General features: G+C 70.7%; 18 protein-coding genes, 1 pseudogene and 1 riboswitch. Of the genes and pseudogenes, 10 read left to right on the plus strand and 9 right to left on the minus strand.

Annotation, left to right across the window (positions count from 1 at the left end):
• Window positions 1–37: 37 nt before the first annotated feature.
• The 3 genes from ACFVV1_RS23670 to ACFVV1_RS23680 form a co-directional block, all read right to left on the minus strand.
• On the minus strand, window positions 38–280 hold the full coding sequence (locus ACFVV1_RS23670; protein WP_389992440.1) for a hypothetical protein: 243 nt from the start codon (window positions 278–280) through the stop codon (window positions 38–40).
• 170 nt (window positions 281–450) lie between these two features.
• Window positions 451–681, minus strand: coding sequence for a MazG nucleotide pyrophosphohydrolase domain-containing protein (locus tag ACFVV1_RS23675; RefSeq protein WP_389992443.1), 231 nt, complete (start codon window positions 679–681; stop codon window positions 451–453).
• Complete coding sequence (locus tag ACFVV1_RS23680) at window positions 648–1,214, minus strand: restriction endonuclease (protein WP_389992446.1); 567 nt, start codon at window positions 1,212–1,214, stop codon at window positions 648–650. The genes ACFVV1_RS23675 and ACFVV1_RS23680 overlap by 34 nt, the downstream gene beginning before the upstream one ends.
• A gap of 817 nt (window positions 1,215–2,031) precedes the next feature.
• On the opposite strand from ACFVV1_RS23680, the pseudogene ACFVV1_RS23685 reads away from it, so the two are divergent.
• The 3 genes and pseudogenes from ACFVV1_RS23685 to ACFVV1_RS23695 all read left to right on the plus strand — a co-directional run.
• Window positions 2,032–2,973, plus strand: a pseudogene (locus ACFVV1_RS23685) (amidohydrolase family protein); the annotation flags it as partial.
• 10 nt (window positions 2,974–2,983) lie between these two features.
• Complete coding sequence (locus ACFVV1_RS23690) at window positions 2,984–3,985, plus strand: TIGR03842 family LLM class F420-dependent oxidoreductase (RefSeq protein ID WP_389992449.1); 1,002 nt, start codon at window positions 2,984–2,986, stop codon at window positions 3,983–3,985.
• A gap of 142 nt (window positions 3,986–4,127) precedes the next feature.
• Window positions 4,128–5,687: an NCS1 family nucleobase:cation symporter-1 gene (locus ACFVV1_RS23695; RefSeq protein ID WP_389992452.1), complete on the plus strand. Its 1,560-nt coding sequence runs from the start codon at window positions 4,128–4,130 to the stop codon at window positions 5,685–5,687.
• Here ACFVV1_RS23695 and ACFVV1_RS23700 read toward each other — a convergent pair.
• On the minus strand, window positions 5,650–6,426 hold the full coding sequence (locus ACFVV1_RS23700; protein ID WP_389992455.1) for a hypothetical protein: 777 nt from the start codon (window positions 6,424–6,426) through the stop codon (window positions 5,650–5,652). The genes ACFVV1_RS23695 and ACFVV1_RS23700 overlap by 38 nt on opposite strands.
• A gap of 208 nt (window positions 6,427–6,634) precedes the next feature.
• Here ACFVV1_RS23700 and ACFVV1_RS23705 point away from each other — a divergent pair, with 208 nt between their 5' ends.
• Both ACFVV1_RS23705 and ACFVV1_RS23710 read left to right on the plus strand, forming a co-directional pair.
• The gene (locus tag ACFVV1_RS23705) at window positions 6,635–6,988 is read left to right on the plus strand and encodes a hypothetical protein (RefSeq protein ID WP_389992554.1); all 354 of its coding nucleotides are present in this window, start codon (window positions 6,635–6,637) and stop codon (window positions 6,986–6,988) included.
• A gap of 170 nt (window positions 6,989–7,158) precedes the next feature.
• Window positions 7,159–8,634 carry an amidase gene (locus tag ACFVV1_RS23710; RefSeq protein ID WP_389992458.1) on the plus strand — a complete coding sequence of 492 codons (1,476 nt, stop codon included), beginning with the start codon at window positions 7,159–7,161 and terminating at the stop codon, window positions 8,632–8,634.
• On the opposite strand, the gene ACFVV1_RS23715 is transcribed toward ACFVV1_RS23710, so the two are convergent.
• Both ACFVV1_RS23715 and ACFVV1_RS23720 read right to left on the minus strand, forming a co-directional pair.
• The gene (locus ACFVV1_RS23715) at window positions 8,612–9,421 is read right to left on the minus strand and encodes a class I SAM-dependent methyltransferase (RefSeq protein ID WP_389992461.1); all 810 of its coding nucleotides are present in this window, start codon (window positions 9,419–9,421) and stop codon (window positions 8,612–8,614) included. The genes ACFVV1_RS23710 and ACFVV1_RS23715 overlap by 23 nt on opposite strands.
• Window positions 9,418–10,401: a carboxymuconolactone decarboxylase family protein gene (locus ACFVV1_RS23720; RefSeq protein ID WP_389992463.1), complete on the minus strand. Its 984-nt coding sequence runs from the start codon at window positions 10,399–10,401 to the stop codon at window positions 9,418–9,420. The genes ACFVV1_RS23715 and ACFVV1_RS23720 overlap by 4 nt, the downstream gene beginning before the upstream one ends.
• 168 nt (window positions 10,402–10,569) lie before the next feature.
• Between ACFVV1_RS23720 and ACFVV1_RS23725 the strand changes: the two genes are divergently transcribed.
• From ACFVV1_RS23725 to ACFVV1_RS23735, 3 genes are all read left to right on the plus strand, one after another.
• Window positions 10,570–11,718: a sensor histidine kinase gene (locus ACFVV1_RS23725; protein WP_389992466.1), complete on the plus strand. Its 1,149-nt coding sequence runs from the start codon at window positions 10,570–10,572 to the stop codon at window positions 11,716–11,718.
• On the plus strand, window positions 11,715–12,404 hold the full coding sequence (locus ACFVV1_RS23730) for a response regulator (RefSeq protein WP_389992469.1): 690 nt from the start codon (window positions 11,715–11,717) through the stop codon (window positions 12,402–12,404). The genes ACFVV1_RS23725 and ACFVV1_RS23730 overlap by 4 nt, the downstream gene beginning before the upstream one ends.
• Before the next feature lie 107 nt (window positions 12,405–12,511).
• Window positions 12,512–15,055 carry a SpoIIE family protein phosphatase gene (locus tag ACFVV1_RS23735; protein ID WP_389992557.1) on the plus strand — a complete coding sequence of 848 codons (2,544 nt, stop codon included), beginning with the start codon at window positions 12,512–12,514 and terminating at the stop codon, window positions 15,053–15,055.
• Between the two features lie 121 nt (window positions 15,056–15,176).
• On the opposite strand, the gene ACFVV1_RS23740 is transcribed toward ACFVV1_RS23735, so the two are convergent.
• Entirely contained in the window at window positions 15,177–16,232 is a 1,056-nt protein-coding gene (locus ACFVV1_RS23740; RefSeq protein ID WP_389992559.1) for a biotin/lipoate A/B protein ligase family protein, read from the minus strand.
• A 97-nt stretch (window positions 16,233–16,329) separates the two neighbouring features.
• Between ACFVV1_RS23740 and ACFVV1_RS23745 the strand changes: the two genes are divergently transcribed.
• Window positions 16,330–16,587 (plus strand): hypothetical protein, encoded by a 258-nt coding sequence (locus ACFVV1_RS23745; RefSeq protein ID WP_389992472.1) that lies wholly within the window; start codon window positions 16,330–16,332, stop codon window positions 16,585–16,587.
• A riboswitch (cobalamin riboswitch) is annotated at window positions 16,584–16,787 on the plus strand. It overlaps the preceding gene by 4 nt.
• Before the next feature lie 27 nt (window positions 16,788–16,814).
• Window positions 16,815–17,903 (plus strand): HoxN/HupN/NixA family nickel/cobalt transporter, encoded by a 1,089-nt coding sequence (locus ACFVV1_RS23750; RefSeq protein WP_389992475.1) that lies wholly within the window; start codon window positions 16,815–16,817, stop codon window positions 17,901–17,903.
• Between the two features lie 123 nt (window positions 17,904–18,026).
• Here the strand turns inward: ACFVV1_RS23750 and ACFVV1_RS23755 are convergent, their stop codons facing one another.
• On the minus strand, window positions 18,027–18,989 hold the full coding sequence (locus ACFVV1_RS23755) for an electron transfer flavoprotein subunit alpha/FixB family protein (protein ID WP_389992478.1): 963 nt from the start codon (window positions 18,987–18,989) through the stop codon (window positions 18,027–18,029).
• An 87-nt stretch (window positions 18,990–19,076) separates the two neighbouring features.
• Window positions 19,077–19,862, minus strand: a complete 786-nt coding sequence (locus ACFVV1_RS23760; RefSeq protein WP_389992481.1) for an electron transfer flavoprotein subunit beta/FixA family protein — start codon at window positions 19,860–19,862, stop codon at window positions 19,077–19,079.
• Between the last annotated feature and the right edge of the window lie 80 nt (window positions 19,863–19,942).

The raw sequence follows: 19,942 nt of genomic DNA on the forward strand, positions 1-19,942 counted from the left end.
GCCCGCGGCCGAGGTGAGTGCCGACGGCACGGCCGGTTCACGTCGCACGGCTGCGGAAGGTCTTGAACAGCTCGGCGGCGCGGGCTTCGACGGACGCGATCGAGACGGTCGGCCTCTCAGGGAGGACCTTGTCGAGCGCGGTCACGTCCGCGCAGGTGAAGTACTGGTAGATGCCGGTGACCGGGTTCGGCACGAGCTCGACGAGCAGCGGACGGCCGGTGGCCTCGCGGTGCAGGCGGGCGCACCACTGCATGACGTCGGCCACGCGGCTGAAGAACACGGTGGAGTTCCCTCAGCATGGCGACGCGGTCACGGACGTCAGCGGGGCAGGACTCGCGTCCGGAACGTCTCCAAACTGCCTCGCCCCAACGTCACCGGCCGTACGGGTGGAGCCCCGCGGGAGCAGAATCGGGCACGCCGAACGATGGCGGTGCCGGAAGGCTCCGAGGCTCACGTGACAGGGTCGCCTCCCTGAGAAAGCCGAGCGCTGATCCTCTCGTCGAGTTCCGCCATGGTGCGGTGGAAGACGCGTTCGAGGTCCACGTTGTAGCGGTGAGCCAGGATGAGTACCGACCAGAGGCAGTCGGCGAGCTCGTGCTCCAGGGCAGCCCGGCCGACCGGGTTCTCTCTCGCGCCTTCCTCCGCCATCACGAGCTTGGCCAGGTCGCCGACGTCTCCCATGAAGCCGAGCATGAATTCGCTGCGTGTCCAGAGTTGACGGGCCGGCTGAGCTGCTTGCACTGGACCACGACGGTGAGGCCGTCGGGGTCGCTGGCGATGACGTCGGCGCCGAGGTCGCCTGAGCCGCCCACTCGCCGGGTACGGAGGAACCCGTCCCGGGCGAGGAGTTCGGCGCAGGCGTGCTCGGACCCGGTCGGGCTCATGGCTTCGAACTGCTTCATCCGGTAGGTGAGCAGGGCCGGCTCCGGCTCGACGGGTGTCGCATCCACGCTGACCGCGACGGCGCGTGTGGTGAGAAGGCCGAGGGCGGCGCAGGCGAGCCGGGCGAGGAGCAGCAGTGCGGTGAGGGAGCCGAGCACGACGAGCGTGGTCCACCAGGGGTGCTCGGTGACCGCGCCCCACAGGTCCACGGTGATCCAGTCGATGACGGTGCCGGTCAGCCACTCCCAGAGCATCTTCCCGGCGGCCAGGACCAGTACGGCATACAGCAGGACCTTCAGGAACGGGTCGAGGGAGCCGTCTTCATCGAACACCGTTCGTCCTCCCCTCTGGGTCCGTCCGTACGTACGTATGGAGCGGGGAACGGTTGTCGCGTGCCGGGGAGCCGTCGGCGCGCGAGGGTGTGCAGTCGCAGGATCTGATGGAGTGGGACGCCCAGCTCTGCCCACGATCGCAGTCACACGGGCGGAACCTGCCCTGGCCGACCTACTGATCACGGAGGGGATGTGCGAACCACTGACGGAATATCGTCCTCGGGCTATACCGGTCTGGTCACGCCCGTGACCTACTCCAAGCAGCCGCCGACCTCGGCGTATCACGCCTCGACACCGCGTCCAACTACCTCAACCATCGCTCCCACGAAGTGCTGAAGACGACGGCCGGCGACCTCCTGCCGAAATTCTTGGTCTCCACCAAGGTCGGGTATTTCCCCGAGGGCCACAGCCTCATGCCCGCCCGGCTGCGCGCAGCCGCCGAGCAAGCCATATGTGTGTAGTGGACCTCTTCCCAAGGCCCAAAAAGCAGTCCAGGATTGTCCCCCCGCGACTCGCGTTCGAGGCGTCGTTGCACAAGGTTCGGCACGGCCTGATGTGGAAGGATCTCCCGCAGCACGTCACCCACGGGCAGCGCCCCCCAGGGCCTCTACCAGCGTGCGCTTGAGTACCTGAAGACCGGAGTTTGGGAGAGGGCGGTATGCGCACGCGGCGACTACGACGGCACCTCGGTTCCGCCTTTGTACGGGCTGCCGGACCTCCACATCACCGGAACCTTCGACCCGCGCCTCAGCGGTCCCGCGAGGCACGAGGCAGCCGGCGAGGACCTCACTACGCGGGAGGGCGCACCCCACCACGTTTCAAGCTGTTCATGGCGTACCCCGGTGTCTTCTACAGCGAGGACGGCCAGATCCTGCGCGCCATGCAACGGGCCTCCCACAACGGCGGCCTGATCATGATGCACGCGGAGAACGGCATCGCCATCGATGTCCTCGTCGAGCAGGCACTGGCCGAGGGCCGCACCGACCCGCGCTACCACGGCGACGTCCGAAAGGTGGCGCTGGAGGCCGAGGCCACCCACCGCGCCATCCAGCTCGCCCGCGTCGCCGGATCCCCGCTCCATGTCGTGCACGTCTCCGCCGACGAGGCCGTCGCCGAGGTCGCCGCCGCCCGCCACAAGGGCCTTCCCGTCTTCGGCGAGACCTGCCCGCAGTATTTCATTCTCTCCACCGACAACCTCGCCGAGCCGGACTTCGAGGGCGCGACATACGTCTGCTCCACCCCCCTGCGACCCGCGGAACACCAGAAAGCACTCTGGCGGGGCCTCAGGAACAACGAACTCCAGGTCGTCTCCACCGACCACTGCCCCTTCTGCTTCTCCGGCCAGAAGGAGATGGGCCGCGGCGACTTCTCGAAGATCCCCAACGGCATGCCCGGCGTGGAGAACCGGATGGATCTCCTCCACCAGGCGGTCGTGGACGATCACATCTCGCGCCGCCGCTGGATCGAGATCGCCTGCGCCTCCCCGGCCCGGATGTTCGGCCTCTACCCGAAGAAGGGCACCATCGCGCCGGGCGCCGACGCCGATGTCGTCATCTACGACCCGGCATGCGAACAGACCCTTTCCGCCGAGACCCATCACATGAACGTCGACTACTCCGTGTGCGAAGGCAAGCGGATCACCGGCCAGGTCGACACCGTCCTCTCGCGCGGTGAAGTCGTCGTCGACGGCCGGAAGTTCACCGGCCGGGCCGGTCACGGCATGTACACCCCGCGCGCCACCTGTCAGTACCTGGACTAGGAGCACCGTCATGGAATTCGGACTCGTCCTCCAGACCGACCCGCCCGCCTCGGCCGTCGTCGGCCTGATGCGCCGCGCCGAACGCAACGGCTTCCGCCACGGCTGGACCTTCGACTCGGCGGTGCTCTGGCAGGAGCCGTTCGTCATCTACAGCCAGATCCTCGAACACACCGAACACCTCGTCGTCGGCCCCATGGTCACCAACCCGTCCACCCGCACCTGGGAGGTCACCGCCTCCACCTTCGCCACGCTCAACGACATGTTCGGCAACCGCACCGTCTGCGGCATCGGCCGGGGCGACTCGGCGATGCGCGTCGCCGGACGCAAACCCAACACCCTGGCCCGCCTCGGCGAGGCCATCGACGTCATCCGCGACCTCGCCGAGGGACGGGAGGCCACCGTCGACGGGCAGCCGGTTCAGATTCCCTGGGTGAAGAACGGCAGACTGCCGGTCTGGATGGCCGCGTACGGCCCGAAGGCGCTCGCCCTCGCCGGGCAGAAGGCCGACGGCTTCATCCTCCAGCTCGCCGACCCGTTCCTCACCGAGTGGATGATCAAGGCCGTACGGGACGCGGCGGCACAGGCGGGCCGCGACCCGGACTCCGTGACCATCTGCGTCGCCGCCCCCGCCTATGTGAGCGACGACCTCGACCACGCCCGCGAGCAGTGCCGCTGGTTCGGCGGCATGGTCGGCAACCATGTCGCGGATCTGGTCTCCCGGTACGGCGAGCACTCCGGACTCGTCCCCGAGGCCCTGACCGCGTACATCGCCGGACGGTCCGGCTACGACTACAGCCACCACGGCCGCGCCGGAAACCCCGACACGGCCTTCGTACCTGACGAGATCGTCGACCGGTTCTGCCTGCTGGGCCCCGCCGAGGCACACATCGAGAAGCTCCGGGTGCTGCGCGACCTGGGCGTCGACCAGTTCGCCGTCTACAACATGCACGACGCGCGCGAGGCGACGATCGATGCCTACGGCTCGCGGATCATCCCCGCGCTGACGACGTGACAGCCTGACCGCCGGACCCATCCGCCCCACGGTTGCCCGCACCCCCGCACCCCCGCACCCCCGCACCCCCGCACCCCCGCACCCCCGCACCCCCGCGCACCGCCCCGCACGGCACCGCTCCCATGCGAAGGGTCCAGCCGCCATGACATCGACCGTCCCACCCGTCCCACCCGGCCCACCGCAGGACCGGATATCCGACCCGTCGGGCCGCATCGAACTCGCCCCCGGCGCCGTCCCCACCGACAACCGTTTCGTCAACGAGGACCTGCTGCCTGTCCCGCTGGAACGGCGCCGCTGGACGACGTACAACTTCGCCGCGCTCTGGGTCGGCATGGCCCACAACATCCCGTCCTGGCTGCTCGCCTCCGGCCTGGTGGCCCTCGGCATGGACTGGAAACAGGCCGTCCTCACCATCGCGCTCGCCAACCTGATCGTGCTCGGCCCGATGCTGCTCACCGGGCACGCCGGACCCAAGTACGGCATCCCCTTCCCCGTTCTGGCCCGCGCCTCCTTCGGGCTGCGCGGCGCCAATCTGCCCGCGCTGATCCGGGCCGCGGTGGCCTGCGCCTGGTTCGGCATCCAGACCTGGATCGGCGGCGTCGGCATCTTCACCCTGCTCGGGAAGATCTTCGGCGGCTGGGCGAAGGCATCCGAGATCGGCGGGCAGCCGTGGACGCTCTGGCTCTGCTTCATCCTCTTCTGGGCGCTCGAACTCGCCATCATCTACCGGGGGATGGACGCCCTGCGCCGGTTCGAGAACTGGGCGGCCCCGTTCGTCATCGTCGGCGCCGTGGTGCTGCTGGTCTGGGTCGCCGTCAAGGCGGGCGGCTTCGGCCCGCTGCTCGACCAGCCGTCCCGGCTCGGCTGGGGCAAGGAGTTCTGGCCGGTCTTCTTCCCCTCCCTGATGGGCATGATCGCCTTCTGGGCCACGCTCTCCCTCAACATCCCCGACTTCACCCGCTTCGGGGCCGGCCAACGTGCCCAGATCCGGGGCCAGTCGCTCGGCCTGCCGACCACGATGACGCTCTTCGCCCTGCTCTCGGTCCTGGTGACCTCCGGCTCGCAGGCCGTGTACGGGGAGGCGATCTGGGACCCGGTCCAGCTCGTCGCCCGGACCGACAACGTCTTCGGGCTGCTCTACGCCCTGGTCACGGTGCTGGTCGCGACGGTCTCCGTGAACATCGCGGCCAACGTCGTGTCACCCGCGTACGACCTGGCGAACCTTGCCCCCAAGCTCATCAACTTCCGTACGGGCGCCCTGATCACGGGTGTCGTCGGCGTCCTCATCATGCCGTGGAAACTCACCGAGACCCCCGAGCTGTACATCTTCACCTGGCTCGGACTGGTCGGCGGACTGCTCGGTACGGTCGCGGGCATCCTGATCGCCGACTACTGGATCGTCCGCCGCACCGTGCTCGACCTGGCGGACCTCTACCGTCCCGGCGGCCGCTACTGGTACGTCAACGGCTGGAACTGGCGGGCGGTCGTCGCATTCGTCGTCGGCGGCGTCCTGGCGATCGGCGGCTCCCACTCGGCCCCCGGCACCGGCCCGTTCCCGGCCGACGGCCTGATCCCGTTCCTGAAGCCGCTCGCGGACTACGGCTGGGCGGTCGGACTGGCCTCGTCGCTGGTGTTGTACGCGGTGCTGAGCGGGCGCTCCGGCGTCACAGCGGCGCGGTCCGACGGGTCAGCAGCGCATTGATGTCGTACGTCTGATCCGGCGGCGGCGTGGCCGTGGGCACCGGCTTGTCGAAGGCCGAGAGGCCCACGACCGCGTTCGCCCCGCCGCCCCGCACCGTGATCCTCAGCGGGTACGGCTTGCCCGTGGCCGCGACGTACAGCGTCTGCGTCCTGCCGTCCCTGAGCCTGGTCACCGGCACCACGGGAGCCCCGTCGAGCGTGGTCTTCCGGCCCTTGTTCAGCGTGCCCCGGTCGTTGTCCGCGTGATCCCTGACCAGCTTCTGGAAGGTGTCCAGATCGCATCCGTCCGTCACGTCGCGCAGCCTCGGGTCGGTGGCCGAACCCTTCATGTAACGCCCGTTGAGGATCGCGGCGAAGGCCGCGCCGCCGTTCGGCACCTGGTTCTTCCAGAAGTCCGCGTCCGGCTTGACCCAGATGTCGTTGCCGCGCTTCACGATCCGGACCGACCCCTGACTCCTGCCGAGGTCCACCGAACCGGTGCAGTTGCCGTCCCGGTCGAGGGTGAGATCCAGGGTCGTCGACGGGCTGCCCCTGCCGAGGGTGCCGCGCGCGCTGAGGTGCAAGGAGCGGGCGCTCAGGAGCGCGTCACGTGAGCGGTCGGCGATCTGCTGGGCGGAGAGCTTGTCGATGCCGTTGTCCGCCCGGGCCACACCGCCGCCGATGACACCGCCGCTCGTGAGTCCCAGCACGAGGACCGCCGCCCAGGCGGCCTGGCGTGTGCCGATGAGATGGCCGGTCACGGCGCCTCCCTCGAAGAGCCCGTCGGGCCTGTTCAGGTGTGCGATCCGATCCTTTTGAGGGTACGCCGGGCAGGGGCGGGTCGCGCGACGGCGGACCACCCACCGTGCGCATACACACGGTGATGTTTTGCCTCGTTTTGTGTCGTGGGTGGCGGGGGACGGTTGCCGACGCACCGAGTTCGTCACCGACGAGGAGGAACAGGAAGACATGAAGCTGTCGATGGGGAGCGTGTCCAGGACCGTGCTCCGGGGCGTCGTTGTCGCAGGGGCGGCCGCGGCGCTCGCGGTACCCGCGGCCGTCGCCACCGCCGTGACACCCGGGGCGACGCCGCCCGGTCTGTCCTGCGAGACGGGAAAGCACGAGATCGACGACTACACCGGCTACGCGCTGTGCCGCAACGACGGAAGCACGGCCCGGACCTTCTGGGTACATCTGGTCTGCGGCTGGTCCCCGGACGTGGACGGTGAGCACGTCACCCTCGACCCGGGGCAGTCAGGACAGTCCACCGCGCACTGCGCGGGCCTCGGGACCGGGATCGGCGAGATCAGCGTCCAGCCGTAGGCGGTACGCGGGTGGTGGGCGGTGGGGCGGGGCGGGCGGTTTCCTCCTCCGCTCAACCCTCCTCCGAACGGTTGAGCGGACCGCCCATGACTCGTTACCCTCCGGTAAGTTCGTTCGGGCGTACAGGTGCGGGCGTGCGCACCTGCCGAGGCGAGGAAGGCGGGCAGCCCATGTCGTCAACGGAAGCCGTCGAAACCACCGAACCGGCCGGCCCGACCGGACTGGCCGACAGTGCACGGGAGCTGGCCGAAGGCCGTACCACCTCGACCGAGCAGGTGTCCGCGGTCCTGCGCCGCATCGAGGCGAGCCAGGGCACCCTGAACGCCTTCCGGCACCTGCGCGCCGAGGCCGCGCTCGCCGAGGCCGCCGAGGCCGACCGCAGGCTCGCCGCGGGGGAGCGGCTGCCCCTGCTCGGCGTGCCGGTCGCCGTCAAGGACGACACCGATGTCCTCGGCATGCCGACCTACTTCGGCTGCGACGGCGATCTGCCCGCCGCCATCGCCGACAGCGAGGCCGTACGCAGGCTGCGGGCCGCCGGGGCCGTGATCGTCGGGAAGACCAACTCCTGCGAGCTGGGCCAGTGGCCGTTCACCGAGGGCCCCGCCTTCGGCGCCACCCGCAACCCCTGGAACACCGGACACACCCCCGGCGGATCGTCCGGCGGGTCCGCGGCCGCCGTCGCCGCCGGGCTCGTACCTGCCGCGCTCGGTTCGGACGGCGCCGGGTCCGTCCGGATCCCCGCGGCCTGGACCCACCTCGTCGGCATCAAACCACAGCGCGGCCGGATCTCCGTCCACCCGCAGAGCGACGCCTTCCAGGGCCTGACCGTCAACGGACCGCTGGCCAGGACCGTCGCCGATGCCGCCCTGCTGCTCGACGCCGTAGCCGGACCCCACCCCGACGACCCGCACCGCCCGCCCCCCGTCGCGGCCTCGGCCGCCGCCCGCCGCGACCCGGGCAGACTGCGCATCGCCCTCGCCTGGCGCCCCCCGCTCACCCTCACCGGCTCCGCACCCCACCCCGAAGTGCGGCGGGCCGTCACCGCACTGGCCGAGGCCCTCGCCCGCCTGGGCCACGACGTCGAGGAGGCCAGGCCCCGCTACGGGCTGATCGGCCTCGGCTTCGTCCCCCGCGCCACCGCCGGGATCGCCGAACTCGCCGCCCGCCACCCCGACCCCGCCCTCCTCGACCCGCGCACCCGCAGCGCCCTGCGCACCGGCACCCGGCTCGGCGGCCGGGTGGTGCGCGCGGCCAGGGAGCGGGAGGCCCGTCAGCACCACAGGATCGGTGCGTTCTTCCGTACGTCCCGGGCCCGGGACGGCTACGACGTGCTGCTCACCCCGACGACCGCCCTGCCACCGCCCCCGATCGGCCGGTTCGACGGGCTGAGCGCCTGGCGCACCGATGTGGCGATGACCGAGGCCTGCCCGTACGCCTGGCCCTGGAACGTACTGGGCTGGCCCGGCATCAACGTACCGGCCGGGTTCACCGCCGACGGGCTGCCCGTCGGCGCCCAGCTGCTCGGCCCCTCCCGCAGCGAGGAACGGCTGATCTCCCTCGCCGCCCAGCTGGAGGCCGACCGCCGCTGGTACGAGCACCGGCCGCCCGCACCGCCCCCCTCGGTCAGCCCGGCCGGCGGGCGCTGACCACCCACACCCCCGCCCGCAGCAGCACACCGTCCGGGGTCTCGTGCGGCAGCAGCACCTCCGTCATCGCGGCCCGGGTGGCAGCGGAGACGGCGAGCCCCGGCGTCCGGGACACGAAGAACTCCACCGCGTCCGCCGCGTCCCGGCCCCAGCGGGTGGCCGCGTCCACGGCGGCCGCGGAGATCTCCGTGAACCCGGCCGCGCCCAGCACCTCGTGGAGGCGTTTTGGATCCGACAAGGAGGCCATCGCCGTCGCCACCGTGTTCTCCGAGGCGTGGTCCCGGCCCAGCAGCGAGGCCAGCAGGCCCAGCGCCTTGCTCTCCTCGCCGTCGGCCCGGGCGGGCTGCGGGCAGATGAAAGCCAGTCTGCCGCCGGGCCGCAGCGCACCGGCGACATGCGTGAAGGCGGCGATGTGGTCGGCGAAGAACATCACACCGCCCCTGCTGATCGCCACGTCGTAGCCGCCCGGCTCGAACGGATGTGTCTGCGCGTCCCCCGACTCGTAGGAAACGGACGGGTATTCCTCTGCCGGGGTGAGGGACCGGGCCCGCTCCAGGAGCGGCTCCGAGATGTCCACGCCGGTGACCCGTCCCCGCGGCGCGCGCCGCGCGGCCGTCCGGGTCGTGTGGCCGCTGCCGCAGCCGATGTCGAGAACCCGGTCGGCCGCAGCGATCACCGCCGCGTCGAACAGCGGCGCGTCGAACCCCGCCAGCATGGCGTTGTAGCGGTCCGGATGGTCGGCCCAGTGCCGGCCGATCGGCCCGTTCCAGGCGTCGGTGACGCTCATGCGCGCTCCTTCGTGGTGGTGGTGAGGGTGGCCTCGACGCGCTCGACGGCGCAGATCGCGCCGAACGCGATCAGATGGACCAGGCAGTGATCGGTGCGCGGCGGTACGCGCCAGGCGGCCACGTCGTCGTCGGTGATCCGGTACGGCGCACGGGCCGCGAGCAGCGCCAGCCGGGCACCCGGCAGCGCGTCCCGGTCCGGCAGCCGCGTGCCGTGCAGCGGCAGGGGAGTGACTCCGTCCCAGGCCGCCACCGACTCCCGTACGAGAGCCAGTTCCTCGTCGCTCAGCAGCCCCGCGCCGAGCTGTGCCGCCGTACGCAGCGCGCCGAACGCCGTACCGATCGCCGTGCCCGCCGCCCACCACGGTGGCTCGCCCTCCGTTTCGAGCAGCGCCAGACTCTCCCCGGGCGTCAGCTCACGGCGCACGGTGCCGGCCAGGGAGCGGCCCGCCACGGTCCGTACGAGGCGGTACTTCTGCGCGCCGCAGGGCAGCACGTCCTCGGTCAGCAGCGACGACACGATCCGGTTGATGAAGTGGAAGGCGAGCGCCGTCCCGATCTGCTCCGCCGCCTGCTCGGCCGGGAACGGCTGCGCGGTGCTCATGTCCTTTCCCCAGGCGAGCAGTTGACGGTGCCCGAGGTCCTTCGGCTGTTCGCCGCGCGCGATCGTCTCGGCCAGCCGGTGGTCGCCGGTGGCGTGCAGCAGCATGATGTGCGCGTTCACGCAGAACGGACAGCGGTTGGCGAGCGACACCCCGGCCGCCACCACCTCCTTGTCCGTGCGCGGCGCCCGCCCGGCCAGCAGGGACTCCCGCAGCACGGCCCAGGCACCGGCCAGCAGGGGTGGCGCGGCGGACAGGACGACGAAGGTCGGGGCACGTTCGATGCCGAAATCGGTGCCCAGTTGGGCGTACACATCGGCGACCGTGCCGGTCGCCGACTTCGGAGGTACGGGTGAGGTGTAACGGAAAGGTCCGGTCATGGCGACGATGCTCGCCCGCACACCCGCCCCAGGTCGTCGTACCCCCGGAGACAGTCGCCACTGATCCCGCGCGGCCCACCGTCGCCGTCACTACTCCCCCTGGAGTAGTCACGCACCCGTCCCCGGGGGTGATGCCGCCGCGGCCGTACGGAAGTTAGGGTGCCGCACATGCGGGGGGAAACGAAGGACACCGACCGGCGGACTCGCCTGCTGGACACGGCACTTGCCGTCGTCATCGCCGTAGCGGTCGCTGCCGCGGCCGTCGTCGCCTCGGCGCCCGACGCCCTCGATCTGCTGCTCGTCGCGGTCGGCGCACTCGCACTCGCGGGGCATCGCGATGCCCCGCGCGCGGTCCTCGCCGTCACCACGCTCTGCATGCTCGGATACGTGGTTCACGCGCACCCGGGAAGCTGGGCGGCGTTCCCCGTACTGGCCGCCGTGCACGCCGCCGCCCGCAGCGGACACCGCGCCTGGGGCGTCGCCGTGAGCGCCCTGTTCCTCACCGGCTACTTCACGGTCCTCGCCATCGGTGCACCGGGCCCTCGGGAGACCGTCGAACGGACCCTGCTGCTGCTCGGCTGGTTCCTCTGCGCGGGCGTCACCGGGCTGATCGACAAGAACTGGCAGGCGTATCTGCGCCAGACCGAACAACGGGCCCTGGACGCCGAACGCAGCCGGGACGAGGCCGCGCTGCGCCGGGCGGGGGAGGAGCGGCTGCGGATCGCCCGCGAGCTGCACGACTCGCTCACCCACTCCATCTCGATCGTCAAGCTCCAGGCGGGAGTCGCCGTGCACCTCGCCCGTAAACGGGGCACCGAGGTGGAACCCGCGCTGCTCGCCATCCAGGAGGCGAGCGGCGAGGCGATGCGCGAACTGCGGGCGACACTGGAAGTGCTCCGGACCGACGTCGTCGAGCCCGGCACCGGCCTCGACCGCATCGACGAGCTGGCCGAGCGGGCCCGAACCGCGGGCATCCCACTCGACGTCACGGTCAGCGGCGACGAACGCCCCCTGCCCCCGGCCGTCGACCGGGCCGCGTACCGCATCGTGCAGGAGGCCCTCACCAATGTCGCCCGGCACGCCGGCCGCGCCACCACGACCGTCCGCCTCACCTACACCGAACGGGCCCTGACCGTGTGCATCGACGACCAGGGACCCCGCACCGCGGGTGACACCGTCACCGCGGGCACCGGACTCACCGGCATGCGCGAGCGCGTCACGGCACTCGGCGGCACCCTCGAAGCCGCACCCCGCCCGGCCGGCGGCTTCTCCGTATGCGCGGAGCTCCCCCTCGACACCGCCGGATCCCTCGGATGACCGCCTCGCAGGCGCCGCCGGTCCGGGTGCTGATCGTCGACGACCAGGCGCTGATGCGGGCCGGATTCCGGGCGCTGCTCGACGCGGAGGACGGCATCGAGGTGATCGGTGAGGCCGTCGACGGCCGCCACGGCCTGGAGCTGGCCCGGCTGCACACCCCGGACGTCGCCCTCGTCGACGTGCAGATGCCGGTGATGGGAGGCATCGAGACCACCCGCGAGATCGCCGCCGACCCCCGGCTGGCCGCCGTCCACGTCGTGATCCTCACCAATTACGGCCTCGACGAGTACGTCTTCGACGCGCTGCGCGCCGGAGCCGCCGGGTTCCTCCTGAAGGACACCGAACCGGCCGAACTCCTCCGTGCGATCCGCGTAGCGGCCGGCGGTGACGCGCTGCTCTCGCCCGCGATCACCCGTCGGCTGATCGGCGAATTCGTCGCGCGACCACCCGACCGGACCACCGCCCCCGGTTTCGAGAACCTCACCCGCCGGGAACGCGAAGTCAGCGCACTGGCCGCCCGTGGTCTCACCAACGAGGAGATTGCCGCACACATGGTGATCAGCCCGTTCACCGCGAAGACCCACGTCAGCCGCGCCATGACCAAGCTGGGCGCCCGGGACCGGGCGCAGCTCGTCGTCTTCGCGTACGAATCGGGCCTGGTCGCACCCCGCGAACCCCGCCGCTGACCCCCGCATCGCGGCAGCCCGCCCCCGAGCCACGGCCGCGGACATTCGCACCCGAGCGCCGTAGGCGGGAGCATGGAACCGAACGGAGTGGATGGGTGGTGACCAGTATGGCGTCCGCAGGCCCGCAGTCGGCGCCCGGAGCCGAACCGTCGCAGCCCAGCAACCCTCAGCACTCCTTCGACGCGGCGAACGACGCGACCGCGGTGGTCGCCGGGACCGGAACGGTCATCGGCTGGACGCACAGCGCACAGGATCTGCTCGGCTACCGCGCCGCGGAGGTGGTCGGGCGCCCCGCCGGCGTCCTCCTCGCCATGCCCGGGGACCCGGTACGGGTGGCAGGCATCGCCGAGCGGTGCCGCGTGGGCGTGGGGTGGAGCGGTGTCGCCGCCGTGCGGCGGCGCGACGGGCAGCGGATCGAAGTGGATCTGCGGGTCTCGGCCGCGTTCCACCTGGACGGCCGGGAGTGCTTCCTGGTCTCCGGGCGTGAACGGAGGCCGGAGTGGACCGTCGGGCAGTCCGTGGTCGACGCCTTCCTGACCAGCTCACCGATCGGCGTGGCGGTGCTGAACCCGCAGCTGCGCTACGTCTGGCTGAACGACACCCTGGAACGCATCGGCGGCGTCCCGCGGGAACAGCGGGTGGGCCGCGGACTGAGTGAAGTGCTCCCGGGAATGGCGGCCGACGCCATAGAGACCCTGATGCGGCGGGTGCTGGACACCGGGGTCCCCGTCATCGACTACGAGTACCGGGGCTGGAGCTGGGCCGATCCGCACCGGGAGCGCGCCTACTCCACCTCGTTCTTCCCCCTGACCGAAGGCGACGGCACCGTCACCGGCATCTGCTACATGGTCCTGGACGTCACCGACCGGTGGAAGGCCCAGCAGCGCCTGGCCCTGGTCAACGACGCCGGAGCCAGCATCGGCTCCACCCTGGACGTCCTGCGCACGGCTCAGGAACTGGCCGACTTCGCGGTGCCGCGGTTCGCCGACTTCGTCGTCGTCGATCTGCTGGAACCGGTCGCCAGCCCGGAGGAGCCCGGCCCGTGGCCCCTGGGCACAGGGCCTGCCGGTACGGGGCCTGCCGGTACGGGGCCTGCCGGCGGGGGAGCCGCCCGCCCGGGTGCGGGTGGCGCGTCGGCCCGGCCGATGCTGCGCCGCGCGGGAATGAGCTCGGTGCGGGAGGGCTGCCCGGAGGCGGTCCACCGGGTCGGGGACACGGTGGACTCCGTTCCCCCGTCCCACGACGTCCGGTTCCTCAGGGAGGGTGAACCCCTCCTGATCCCGGTCCTCGACTCCGTCAGGCGGCTGTGGGATGTCGAACAGCCCGCCAGGGCGGCGACCATCCGCGAGTTCGGTTTCCACTCCCTCATCGCCGTACCCATGCGGGCCCGGGACACGGTGCTCGGCCTGACCACTTTCGTGCGATCGGTGAACCTGGCCCCTTTCGAACCCGACGACGTCCTGCCGGCCCGCGAAGTGGTGGCGCGGGCGGCGGTGTGCGTGGACAACGCCCGCCGCTACACCCGCGAGCACGCCGCGGCGCTGACCCTCCAGCGCAGTCTGCTTCCGCACACGCTGCCCGGAGGGATGGCCCTGGACGTGGCATCCTCGTACCTCCCGGCGGACGCCAAGGACGGTGTCGGGGGCGACTGGTTCGATGTGATCCCGCTGTCCGGCGCCCGGGTCGCCCTGGTCGTCGGCGATGTCGTCGGCCACGGCATCAGCGCCGCCGCGACCATGGGCAGGCTCCGCACCGCCGTGCACACCCTCGCCGACATGGACCTTCCCCCCGACGAACTGCTGGCCCACCTCGACGACCTCGTGCTCCGGCTGAGCGACGAGGAACCCGACGGCGGGGCGAGCGGCACGACCGTGCTCGGCGCCACCTGTCTGTACGCGGTCTACGACCCGGTCACCCAGCTCTGCACGATGGCCCGCGCCGGCCACCCGCCCCCCGTCGTCGTCTTCCCGGACGGGCGCGTCAGCTTCCCCGAACTGCCCGCGGGGCCCCCGCTCGGCCTGGGCGGGATGCCCTTCGAGACGGCGGAGGTCATGCTGCCGGAAGGCAGCCTGATCGGCCTCTACACCAACGGCCTCATCGAAGGCAGGGACCGGGACGTCGATATCGGCATGTCCCACCTCGGCGCCGCCCTGTCGCAGTGCGGACTCTCCCTCGACGCACTGTGCGCGACGGTCGTCGATCAGCTGCTCCCCGTACCGCAGCCCGACGACGTCGCCCTGCTGCTCGCCCGTACGCACGAGCTGAGCGCCGACCACGTCGTCTCCTGGGAGGTGCCCTCCGACCCGGCCGCCGTCGCGGGCGTCCGGGCCCGCACGGCGCGCGTGCTGAGGACCTGGGGCCTGGAGGAACTGGAGATGACGACCGAGCTGATCGTCAGCGAACTGGTCACCAACGCGGTGCGCTACGCCACCGGCCCGATCAGGCTGCGGCTGCTGCGCCAGTCCGTCCTGATCTGCGAGGTCTCCGACACCAGCAGCACCTCTCCCCGGCTGCGGCACGCCAGGACGACCGACGAGGGCGGTCGCGGCCTCTTCCTCGTCGCCCAGCTGACCCGCCGCTGGGGTACCCGCTACACGCCCGAAGGCAAGATCATCTGGACCGAGCAGGAAATCCCGGCGACGGCAACGTGACGACCCTCCCGATGGACCGTCCACAGCACCGGCATCACAGCAACGCCGCTGTCTTCGACTCCGTGCGTCACCCGGTGCATCACCCGCTCACGGAATTCGGCGCTCGCGCCCGGGGGCCCGCTCACGGCACCCGGGCGGTCCACTCCTCGGTGCCGAACTTCGTACGCACGAGCTCCTCGGCCCGGGCCATCTCCTCGTCCGTCACCTTGCCCTGCGCGAGGCCGTACCGGGTGCGGAAGGATTCGATCATCCGCTCTATGACGGCCTCGCGCGCCAGTCCGGTCTGGCGGCGCAACGGGTCGACGCGCTTCTTCGCGCTCTTGGTGCCCTTGTCGGAGAGCTTCTCCTTGCCGATGCGGAGCACCTCCAGCATCTTGTCGGCGTCGATGTCGTACGACATGGTCACGTGGTGCAGAACGGCACCCTCCCCGCCGACCACGCGCTTCTGAGCCGCTCCCGCGATCTTCCCTGCGTCCGTGGCGATGTCGTTGAGCGGCTGGTACCAGGCCTTGATGCCCATGTCGCCGAGGGCGCCGAGCACCCAGTCGTCGAGATAGGCGTAGCTGTCGGCGAACGAGAGGCCCGAGACGAGCGAGTCCGGGACGGAGAGCGAGTACGTGATGGTGTTGCCGGGCTCCACGAACATGGCCCCACCACCGGATACGCGGCGGACGACCGTGATGCCGTGGCGCTCCGCACCTGCCGGGTCGACCTCGTTGCGCAACGACTGGAAACTGCCGATGATCACGGCGGGCGAGGCCCACTCCCACACCCGGAGCGTCGGCGGACGCCGGCCCGCGGCGACCTCGGCGGTGATGACCTCGTCGAGGGCCATGTGGAGCGCGGGGGACTGCGGGGCCTCGTGGATGAGCTGCCAGTCGTAGTCGCTCCACTCGGTGGCCTGGGCGAGGGCCCGGCGCACGGCGACGGCGACGCCCTCGGAGCTGAGGCCGAGCATCACGGTCGAGGCGGGGAGAGCCGCGTCGATCCGGGCGGCGAGACCGGCGGTGCCGGTATGGGCCGGGGCACCTTCCAGCGCCGCGTCGATCGCGAGAATCGCCTCGTCGGGCTCCAGGAAGAAGTCCCCGGCCACCCGTACGTTGCGCAACGCCCCGCCCTCGACGTCCAGATCGACGACGACGAGCTTGCCGCCCGGGACCTTGTACTCACCGTGCACAGCCATGCCTCCAGATCCACCGGATTCCTCTACGAATCGGCACCGATCACGCACAACGTCCCTGCCGCGCGATCTAATCCGCCGTCACAACGGGGCCGTGCGTTACGAACTCCGGCATGCGGAGGAAGGGGAGTTCACTCTGTGCGCCGAGGGCGTGGAGGGGCGCTCGGCGCGGGAGTTGCTCGACGACGGCGCTTCTCAGCTGATGCTGCTCGTCCGGAGAGAGCGCCGCAGGCAGCTCGTCGTCGGCCGCTTCGGCCGGGACCGCGCAGCGAGCGAGGACGGCCGCGCCCTCCGTCCACTGTGCCACCGGTCGGACCCGGCGTACTTGTGGGTGTCACTCACGGGAATCTAGAGTGTGCGCGTCGTGGTGTTCGGGAAGACCGGTGACAGACTCCAGGGAGTCTCAGGCCGGAGCGGCCCTCGCCACTGTGATCGGGGAGTATCCGTCCCACTGACGCCACTGGCCGCAGAGCGCGGCTGGGAAGGCCGGGGCGGGTACGAGCGCGAGCGAACCCGTCAGCCAGGAGACCGGCCACGGCATCTCACGAAGTTATCCACGAGGTGCTGGAGCGTGACCGTATGACCCTGCCCGAGTCTGCCGTGTTCAAGTGGCGGCGCGAGGACACCATCCGCACCGCGGGGCTGCTCGCGGTGATAGCGGCCCTGCACGTGGTGGCGTTCGGCGTGTTGTTCCTGCTGGTCGTGCCGGGGCATTACGAGGTCGGATCCAAGGCGTTCGGCATCGGGCTCGGGATCACCGCCTACACCCTCGGCATGCGGCACGCCTTCGACGCCGACCACATCGCCGCCATCGACAACACGACCCGCAAACTGATGGCCGACGGCAAGCGGCCCGTTTCGGTCGGCTTCTGGTTCGCGCTCGGACACTCCAGCGTGGTCATCGCCATGGCAGCGCTGGTAGCCGGGGGAGCGCGCCTCGCGGGGGTGCTGATCAACGAGAATTCGGGCACGCACCAGGTGCTGGGCGTGGTCGGCACGACCGTCTCCGGGTCCTTCCTCTACCTGATCGCCGCTTTGAACCTCGTCGCGCTCGTCGGCATCCTGCGGGTGTTCAGGGCGATGCGGGCCGGCCGCTTCGACGAGGCCGAGCTGGAGCAGCACCTGGACTCGCGGGGGTTCATGAACCGGATCCTCGGCCGGTTCACCCGGTCCATCACCAGGCCCGGCCAGATGTATCCGCTCGGCTTCCTCTTCGGTCTCGGCTTCGACACCGCCACGGAGGTCACCCTGATGGTCATGGCGGGCAGCGGTGCCGCGGCCGGTCTGCCCTGGTACGCGATCCTGTGCCTGCCGCTGCTGTTCGCCGCCGGGATGAGCCTGTTCGACACGCTCGACGGGACGTTCATGAACTTCGCCTACCAGTGGGCCTTCTCCAACCCCGTACGCAAGGTCTTCTACAACCTTGCCATCACGGGCCTGTCGATCGCGGTCGCCTTCTTCATCGGCACGATCGAGCTGGTCACCGTCCTGCACGACAAGCTCGATCTCCGGGACTCGGTCACCGGCTGGATCTCCGGCCTCGACCTGGGCAACGTCGGCTACATCATCGTCGGGCTCTTCGTGCTGGTGTGGGCGGTGGCGTTGGCGTACTGGAGGATCGCGAAGGTCGAGGAACGCTGGACGGCCCGCGCCGCCGACAGCGGCTGACGCCCTTGCGCCGGGGGCGAGTTGGACGTGAGCCGGATCGGCAGGACGGTCCGGGGCCGTGCGGTGAGTGAGTGCACACCACGCGGCCCCGGACCGTCGGGACGCTGTTTCGAGGGGGGTGGGTCAGCCCTTGCGGGTCCTGACCTCTTCGGTGAGCTGGGGCACGACCTGGAAGAGGTCGCCGACGACGCCGTAGTCGACGAGGTCGAAGATCGGGGCCTCGGCGTCCTTGTTGATCGCGACGATCGTCTTGGACGTCTGCATGCCCGCGCGGTGCTGGATCGCCCCGGAGATACCGGACGCGATGTACAGCTGTGGCGAGACGGACTTGCCGGTCTGGCCGACCTGGCTGGAGTGCGGGTACCAGCCCGCGTCCACGGCCGCCCGCGACGCACCGACCGCCGCACCGAGCGAGTCCGCCAGCGCCTCGATGACCGCGAAGTTCTCGGCGCCGTTGACACCCCGGCCACCCGAGACGACGATCGCGGCCTCGGTCAGCTCCGGGCGCCCCGTCGACTCACGCGGGGTGCGGGAGACGACCTTGGTGCCGGTGGCCTTCTCGGAGAACGACACCACCAGCGCCTCGACCGCACCCGCGGCCGGAGCGGCCTCCACCGGCGCCGAGTTCGGCTTGACCGTGATCACCGGGGTGCCCTTGGAGACCCGGGACCTGGTGGTGAACGACGCGGCGAACGCGGACTGCGTGGCGACCGGGCCCTGCTCACCGGCCTCCAGATCCACCGCGTCCGTGATGATCCCCGAACCGATACGGACCGCGAGACGGGCCGCGATCTCCTTGCCCTCCGCGGACGACGGGACCAGCACCGCGACCGGCGACACCGCCTCGTACGCCGCCTGCAGCGCATCGACCTTCGGCACCACCAGGTACTCGGCGAACTCCGGCGCATCAGCCGTCAGGACCCTCACCGCACCATGCTCGGCCAGCACACCGGCCGTGCCCGCGGCACCCGCACCCAGCGCGAGCGCGACCGGCTCACCGACACGCCGCGCCAGCGTCAGCAGCTCCAGCGTGGGCTTGCGGACGGCACCGTCCACGTGATCGACAAAGACGAGAACTTCAGCCATGGGACTTCAATCTCCTGCGAGTTGCGAAGAAAAACGAGAACGGAAACGGAAACGGGACCCGGACCGGGACCGGGGCCGGGGCCGGGGTCAGATGAACTTCTGGCCCGCCAGGAACTCGGCCAGCTGCTTGCCGCCCTCGCCCTCGTCCTTGACGATCGTGCCCGCCGTACGGGCCGGACGCGCCGCCGCCGAATCGACCGCGGTCCAGGCACCCGCCAGACCGACCTCGTCCGCCTCGATCTCCAGGTCCTCCAGATCCCAGGACTCCACCGGCTTCTTCTTCGCCGCCATGATCCCCTTGAACGACGGGTACCGCGCCTCACCCGACTGGTCCGTCACCGACACCACCGCCGGCAGAGAAGCCTCCAGCTGCTCGGACGCCGTGTCACCGTCACGGCGGCCCCTGACGACCCCGCCCGCCACGGAAACCTCGGACAGCAACGTGACCTGCGGAACACCCAGACGCTCCGCCAGCAGCGCGGGAACCACACCCATCACCCCGTCCGTCGACGCCATACCGGCGATCACCAGGTCGAAACCGGCCTTCTCGATCGCCTTCGCCAGCACCAGCGACGTACCCATCACGTCCGAACCGTGCAGACCGTCGTCCTCGACGTGAACGGCCTTGTCCGCACCCATCGACAACGCCTTGCGCAACGCGTCCTTGGCATCCTCCGGACCCACCGTCAGCACAGTGATCTCCGCATCGTCCGCCTCGTCCGCGATCTGCAGCGCCTGCTCCACCGCGTACTCGTCGAGCTCCGACAGCAGACCGTCGACATCCTCACGGTCCAGCGTCAGGTCATCGGCGAAATGCCGGTCCCCGGTGGCGTCGGGCACGTACTTCACACAGACAACGATCCTCAAGCTCACGCCGGCTCTCCTACCTGGGTATGGTTCGTAGGTTGACGATATGGCACTCAGTACCCTCTGTAAAGGAACCTAGTGCCAGA

The sequence above is a fragment of the Streptomyces sp. NPDC058092 genome, from assembly GCF_042884935.1.
Taxonomy (GTDB): domain Bacteria; phylum Actinomycetota; class Actinomycetes; order Streptomycetales; family Streptomycetaceae; genus Streptomyces.

Bases quoted from the DNA above. Each gene is read 5' to 3' on its own strand.
- ACFVV1_RS23720 (WP_389992463.1), bottom strand. From the start codon at position 10,401: ATGACCGGACCTTTCCGTTACACCTCACCCGTACCTCCGAAGTCGGCG.
- ACFVV1_RS23750 (WP_389992475.1), top strand. From the start codon at position 16,815: ATGACCCTGCCCGAGTCTGCCGTGTTCAAGTGGCGGCGCGAGGACACC.
- ACFVV1_RS23725 (WP_389992466.1), top strand. From the start codon at position 10,570: ATGCGGGGGGAAACGAAGGACACCGACCGGCGGACTCGCCTGCTGGAC.
- ACFVV1_RS23705 (WP_389992554.1), top strand. From the start codon at position 6,635: ATGAAGCTGTCGATGGGGAGCGTGTCCAGGACCGTGCTCCGGGGCGTC.
- ACFVV1_RS23735 (WP_389992557.1), top strand. From the start codon at position 12,512: ATGGCGTCCGCAGGCCCGCAGTCGGCGCCCGGAGCCGAACCGTCGCAG.
- ACFVV1_RS23695 (WP_389992452.1), top strand. From the start codon at position 4,128: ATGACATCGACCGTCCCACCCGTCCCACCCGGCCCACCGCAGGACCGG.
- ACFVV1_RS23715 (WP_389992461.1), bottom strand. From the start codon at position 9,421: ATGAGCGTCACCGACGCCTGGAACGGGCCGATCGGCCGGCACTGGGCC.
- ACFVV1_RS23675 (WP_389992443.1), bottom strand. From the start codon at position 681: ATGGGAGACGTCGGCGACCTGGCCAAGCTCGTGATGGCGGAGGAAGGC.
- ACFVV1_RS23710 (WP_389992458.1), top strand. From the start codon at position 7,159: ATGTCGTCAACGGAAGCCGTCGAAACCACCGAACCGGCCGGCCCGACC.
- ACFVV1_RS23755 (WP_389992478.1), bottom strand. From the start codon at position 18,989: ATGGCTGAAGTTCTCGTCTTTGTCGATCACGTGGACGGTGCCGTCCGC.
- ACFVV1_RS23690 (WP_389992449.1), top strand. From the start codon at position 2,984: ATGGAATTCGGACTCGTCCTCCAGACCGACCCGCCCGCCTCGGCCGTC.
- ACFVV1_RS23730 (WP_389992469.1), top strand. From the start codon at position 11,715: ATGACCGCCTCGCAGGCGCCGCCGGTCCGGGTGCTGATCGTCGACGAC.